The organism is Aeromicrobium sp. REDSEA-S32_B7 (genome assembly GCF_001626145.1).
Classification (GTDB): domain Bacteria; phylum Actinomycetota; class Actinomycetes; order Propionibacteriales; family Nocardioidaceae; genus Aeromicrobium; species Aeromicrobium erythreum.
The window spans coordinates 1-5,580 of sequence record NZ_LUNF01000241.1 but is presented as its reverse complement, the minus strand read 5'-3'; the positions used below and the strand labels follow the sequence as shown (position 1 = coordinate 5,580).

7 protein-coding genes and 1 pseudogene are annotated in these 5,580 nt (G+C 72.6%); 7 read left to right on the top strand and 1 reads right to left on the bottom strand.

All coding sequences use genetic code 11. The features are described from left to right. Together A6Q79_RS15320 and A6Q79_RS15315 are read left to right on the top strand one after the other, a co-directional pair. On the top strand, window positions 1-224 hold a 224-nt coding region (locus A6Q79_RS15320), incomplete at its 5' end, for a TIM barrel protein (protein ID WP_317698713.1). 141 nt (window positions 225-365) lie between these two features. Then, a complete protein-coding gene (locus tag A6Q79_RS15315; protein WP_067854507.1) occupies window positions 366-1,013 on the top strand; it encodes a LysE family translocator in 648 nt (215 codons plus the stop codon). 13 nt (window positions 1,014-1,026) lie between these two features. Here the strand turns inward: A6Q79_RS15315 and A6Q79_RS15310 are convergent, their stop codons facing one another. Then, window positions 1,027-1,980, bottom strand: a complete 954-nt coding sequence (locus tag A6Q79_RS15310; protein WP_067854510.1) for a bile acid:sodium symporter family protein — start codon at window positions 1,978-1,980, stop codon at window positions 1,027-1,029. Window positions 1,981-2,036: 56 nt separating this feature from the next. Here A6Q79_RS15310 and proC point away from each other — a divergent pair, with 56 nt between their 5' ends. The 5 genes and pseudogenes from proC to A6Q79_RS15285 all read left to right on the top strand — a co-directional run bounded on the left by proC (window position 2,037) and on the right by A6Q79_RS15285 (window position 5,515). Beyond that, on the top strand, window positions 2,037-2,858 hold the full coding sequence (gene proC, locus A6Q79_RS15305; protein ID WP_317698712.1) for a pyrroline-5-carboxylate reductase: 822 nt from the start codon (window positions 2,037-2,039) through the stop codon (window positions 2,856-2,858). A 9-nt stretch (window positions 2,859-2,867) separates the two neighbouring features. Beyond that, a pseudogene (locus tag A6Q79_RS15300) lies at window positions 2,868-3,981 on the top strand (acetoin utilization protein AcuC). Between the two features lie 185 nt (window positions 3,982-4,166). Continuing rightward, the gene (locus tag A6Q79_RS15295; RefSeq protein WP_067861267.1) at window positions 4,167-4,352 is read left to right on the top strand and encodes a helix-turn-helix domain-containing protein; all 186 of its coding nucleotides are present in this window, start codon (window positions 4,167-4,169) and stop codon (window positions 4,350-4,352) included. Window positions 4,353-4,418: 66 nt separating this feature from the next. Then, complete coding sequence (locus A6Q79_RS15290) at window positions 4,419-4,520, top strand: AURKAIP1/COX24 domain-containing protein (protein WP_012359487.1); 102 nt, start codon at window positions 4,419-4,421, stop codon at window positions 4,518-4,520. A gap of 5 nt (window positions 4,521-4,525) precedes the next feature. Then, a complete protein-coding gene (locus A6Q79_RS15285) occupies window positions 4,526-5,515 on the top strand; it encodes an NAD-dependent epimerase/dehydratase family protein (protein WP_067854513.1) in 990 nt (329 codons plus the stop codon). The last annotated feature ends 65 nt before the right edge of the window (window positions 5,516-5,580 follow it).

Here is a 5,580-nt window from a genome sequence, read left to right as displayed (position 1 = left end):
CGCACGTGCACCTCGCCGACAGCACGGGATCGCCGAAGGACGAGCACCTGGTTCCCGGCCGGGGCACGCAGCCGTGCGCGGAGTTCCTGCACGAGGTGGCGGCCTCGTCGTTCTCGGGCGAGGTCGTGGTCGAGGTCAGCACCCGCAAGGCGGCCGACCTGCAGGAGCGCGAGGCCGACCTGCTCGAGGCGCTCGCGTTCGCCCGCGAGCACGCCGCCCGCTGACCCACGACCCCCGCCCTCACCGCCGCTGGGTGTGACGTCTGCGGGGTGGATCGGTCGATCCCACCCCCGAAACGTCACGCTCAGCGGGAGGGGGCGGAAAAAGGGGTGTGGGGTGGGCGGCCCGTCGGGCAGGATGCGGGCATGATCACCGTCGACCAGCTGCTCGCCTTCGGCGTCGCCGCGCTCGTCCTCATCGCGATCCCGGGCCCGAGCGTCGTGTTCGTCATCGGTCGCGCCCTCGCCTACGGTCGCGCGGTCGCGCTCGTGACCGTCCTCGGGAACTCGCTCGGCCTGCTCGTCATCGTGCTGCTCGTGACCGCGGGCCTGTCGGTGCTGCTGGAGCGGTCCATCCTGGCGTTCACCGTCGTCAAGCTGGCCGGTGCGGCCTACCTGGTGTGGCTCGGCGTGCAGGCCGTCCGCCACCGCAAGCAGCTCTCGATGACCGACGTCGACGGCACCGCGACCCGCGCCCCGCTGTCGCTGCCGACGGCCCTGCGCCAGGGGTTCGTGGTGGGGCTCACCAACCCGAAGGCCTTCATGATCTTCGCCGCCGTGCTGCCGCAGTTCGTCGACCGCGGCGCGGGCCACGTGCCGGTGCAGATGCTGCTGCTCGGACTCGTCGCCTTCGCGATCGGCCTGGTCAGCGACGGTGTGTGGGCGGTCGTGGCCAGTGCGCTGCGCGGCTGGTTCGCCCGCTCGCCCCGCCGCGGCGAGGCCGTCGGCGCCCTGGGTGGAGCATCGATGGTCGGGCTCGGCGTCGCCCTCGCCGTGACGGGTCACCGGAAGTAGGGACCCGCTCGACCTAGGCCGCCGGCGCCGACCTCCCGAGCCGTCCGGCCAGCACCGAGCCGACCACGAGCTGCATCTGGTGGTAGATCATCAGCGGCAGCACCACGAAGGCCACGACGTCGCTCGGGAAGAGCACCGTGGCCATCGGCAGCCCGCTCGCGAGGCTCTTGTTGCTCCCGCAGAACAGGAGCGCCACCCGGTCGCCGCGGTCGAACCCGACCAGCCGGCCCCACGCGGTGCACCACGCGAGCCCCAGGGCGAGGAGGGCAGCCGCCAGCACGGCCACGACCGCGAAGTCGTGCAGCGGGACGGCCGACCAGATCCCGGCCTCGGTGCCCTCGCTGAACGCGACGTAGACGATCAGCAGGATGGTCGACCGGTCGAAGCGCTTCAGGCCCTTGTCGTGGCGCTCGACCCACGCCCCCACGAGCGGACGCAGCAGCTGCCCGAGCGCGAAGGGGGCCAGCAGCTGGAGCACGATGCGCAGCACCGACCCGGCGTCGACACGTGCCTCGCCGCCCATCAGGAGCGCGACGAGCAGCGGCGTCAGGAGCACGCCCAGCAGGTTCGACGTCGACGCGCTGACGACCGCCGCCGCGACGTTGCCGCCCGCGAGCCGCGTGTAGACCACGCAGCCCTGCACGGTCGACGGCACCAGGGTGAGCAGCAGCAGCCCCGCGGCGAGCTGCGGTGCGAGCCAGGAGTCCGGGAGCAGCCGCGTGCCGAGACCGAGCACCGGGAACACCACGAACGTGATGCTGAGGATGCTCAGCTGGAGCCGCCAGTGCTTCAGGTTGCGTACCGTCTCGGCCGTCGAGAGGCGTGCGCCGTAGAGGAAGAAGAGCAGCCCGATGCCGACGGTCGAGACCGTGCGCACGACCTCGAACGTCGTGCCCGTGGCCGGCAGGAACGAGCCGAGGGCCGCGGCGCCGAGCAGGAGCACGAGGAACGGGTCGATGCGGCGCACGGCCCGACGGTACGCCCGCGCCCGGCGGCGACCGCTGCGCGGCCTAGGGTGGCGCCATGAGCGGCACGACGACGGACCTCCAGACCGGTGGCCCCCACTCCGGCGGTACCGACCCCGACCGCATCGCCATCCTGGGCGGCGGGGTGATGGGCGAGACGCTGCTGTCGGCGTTCGTCGCGTCGGTCGAGGAGCGCGCGGCCGACCTGCGCGCCCGCTACGGCGTGCAGACCACCGACCCCGCCACGGCCGTCCAGCGCGCCGCCGTCGTGCTCGTGGTCGTCAAGCCGCAGGACGTCGCGGCGATCGTGCAGGACGTCGCCCCCCACGTCGACCCTGCGGCCACCGTGCTCTCCCTCGCGGCGGGCGTGCGCATCGCCGCCTACGAGGACGCCCTGGCCGACGGCGTCGCCGTGGTCCGCGCGATGCCGAACACTCCTGCGGTGGTCGGGGAGGGGATGTTCGGCGTCTCGCCCGGACGCGCGTGCGACGAGGAGCGGCTGGCCGCGGTCGTGGCGTTGCTGGAGACCGGTGGCCGCGTGGCGGTCGTGCCCGAGGAGCAGCAGGACGCCGTCACGGCCGTCTCCGGCTCGGGCCCGGCCTACGTGTTCTACCTGGCGGAGGCGATGATCGACGCCGGCGTCGACGCCGGGCTCGACCGCGAGACGGCGCGCACGCTGACGGAGCAGACGCTGCGCGGCGCTGCGGCGCTGCTCGCCGACTCCGACGACGAGCCCGCGGAGCTGCGGCGTCGGGTCACGTCGCCGAACGGGACGACGCACGCCGCGATCACCACCTTCGACGAGCACGGGGTCGACGAGGGCCTGCGCGCGGGCGTGCGGGCGGCGGCGCGACGCTCGGCCGAGCTGTCGGGGTCGTAGGCTTCGACCATGCCGGACCGCGCCCCGCACGGACCCGCCGACGAGGCGGAGCAGACCCCTGGCCAGGCCACAGGGGGGCCCTGCCTCGTCTTCGACGACCGTCTCACCGGCTACGACTTCGGAGCCGCGCACCCGATGGCGCCGGTGCGCGTCGACCTGACGATGGTGCTCGCGGGCGAGCTCGGCGTGCTCGACCACCTCGAGGTCGTCGGTGCCGAGCCGGCCACCGACGAGCAGCTCTGCACCGTGCACACGCCCGTCTACGTCGAGAAGGTGCGCAAGCTGTCGGTGCACCCCACCCACGCCGACCCCAGCGTCGGGCTGGGCACCGAGGACAACCCCGTCTTCGGCGGCATGCACGACGCCAGCGCGCTGATCGCCGGCGCCACGCTCGAGGCCGTACGGCGCGTGTGGACCGGGCAGAACACGCACGCCGTCAACGTCTCGGGCGGCCTGCACCACGCCATGCCCGGCTCGGCGAGCGGCTTCTGCATCTACAACGACCTCGGCGTCGGCATCGCCTGGCTGCTGGCCCAGGGTGCGCAGAAGGTCGTCTACCTCGACGTCGACGCGCACCACGGCGACGGCGTCCAGGCGATGTTCTACGACGACCCGCGGGTGCTCACGATCTCGATCCACGAGGGCCCGCAGTCGCGTCGTGCCCGACGTGATCCGCGAGTTCGGCCCGGAGATCATCATCAGCCAGCACGGCTGCGACTCCCACATGGACGACCCGCTCACCAACCTCATGCTCAGCGTCGACGGCCAGCGCGCGTCGTACCTCGCCATCCGCGACCTCGCGCGCGAGGTGTGCGGCGGCCGGTGGGTCGCCACCGGTGGCGGAGGCTACGCCGTGACCGAGGTCGTGCCGCGGGCGTGGACGCACCTGCTGGGCATCGTCGCCGACCACGACGTCGACCCGGAGGCCGCCACCTCGCAGGGCTGGCGCGACCACGTCGAGCGGCTGCGGGGCGTGCGCGCGCCGCAGCGGATGACCGACGGACGCTCGGCCTCGTTCCGCGCCTGGGAGATGGGCTACGACCCGGCCAGCTGGCTCGACCGCAACATCCTCGCGGCACGCACCGACACCTTCCCGCTGCTCGGTCTCGACCCGCACCTCTGACCATCGGGGGCACGTCCACCCGGTCCTGGACCCGGGCCGGACGTCCCGATCACACGGGTCTCGTGGAACTCGTTCCGTCTCGGCTATCCCTGGAGCCCCAGGAGGCACTACGCTGCGAGCACGAGCCGCGCCGACTCCCGGAGGGGAAGCCGGGGGTGCGCGGTGCCCTGGAAGAGGTGAGGACCATGACTGCAGGAACGACCTTCCTGACCGTCGCGGAGGTTGCTGCGCAGATGCGCGTCTCCAAGATGACCGTGTACCGGCTCGTCCACAACGGCGAGCTGGAGGCCCTGCGCGTGGGCCGGAGCTTCCGCGTGCCCGAGCAGGCGGTGCGCGAGTACCTCCAGAAGTCGTTCTACGAGGCCGGCTGAGTCGGTCCGTCCACCGTCGCGTAGGCTGGTCCTCCGCCAGTACCGCACCGAGTAGAGGTTTGTTTCGTGGGTTCAGTCATCAAGAAGCGTCGTAAGCGGATGTCGAAGAAGAAGCACCGCAAGATGCTCAAGCGCACCCGCGTCCAGCGCCGCAAGCTCGGCAAGTAGGCCCCATGGGGCGGGTCGTCCTCGTCACGGGGGTCTCCGGGACCCTCGCGTCGCGCGTCTCGCGACACCTGGCCGAGCTCGGCGCGTCCGCCGGCATCGACCGGGTGGTCGGGATCGACCTGCGTCCCCCCGTCGGTGACCTCGGCGGCGTCAAGTTCGTCCGCGCCGACATCCGCACCCCGGTGGTGGCCAAGGTCATCGCCGTCGAGGACGTCGACACCGTCGTCCACCTCGACCTCGCCCCCGCGAGCCACCGCTTCGGCGGTGGTGGCGGCGTCAAGGAGCGCAACGTCATCGGCACGATGCAGCTGCTCGCCGCGTGCCAGCGGTCCGCGACCGTCTCCAAGCTGGTCGTCGGCTCGTCCGCGGCCGTCTACGGCTCCTCCTCGCGCGACCCCGCGCTGTTCCGCGAGTCCGACTCCGCCCGCGGCGGCGTCCGCACCGGGTTCCCGAAGGACGTCGTCGAGGCCGAGTCGTACGTGCGTGGCTTCAGCCGACGTCGCCCCGAGATCCTCATCACGACGCTGCGCGCCGCGCAGACCCTGCACCCGCAGATCGAGAGCCCGTTGCACAGCTACCTGCGCAACCCGCTGCTGCCGTCGGTGCTCGGGTTCGACCCGCGCCTGCAGTTCCTGTCGCTGCACGACACCCTGGAGATCATCGCCGAGGCGGTGACGAAGGATCGTCCGGGCACCTTCAACGCGGCCGGGCCCGGTGTCCTGCTGCTGTCGCAGATCGCCCGACGCCTCGGCAAGCCCACCGTCCCGCTGCCGGCGATCGGCTTCGGTGCCGCCGCCGCACGGGTCGTGCGCAGCATGGGCGGGGAGATCTCGCCCGACCTGCACCGTCTGCTCATGCACGGTCGGGCCGTCGACATCTCCGCCCTGCGCGACATCTTCGGGTACGAGCCGACGGCCACCACCGAGGAGGTGTTCGAGGAGTTCCGGGCCGCGCAGCGACCCGGGGTCCTGGCACGTCTGGGAGGTCACGGATGAACGACGAACGTCGCACCATCGGCACCGACGGCGCCGCGGGCCGGGGCACCCGCGGGGGTTCACCG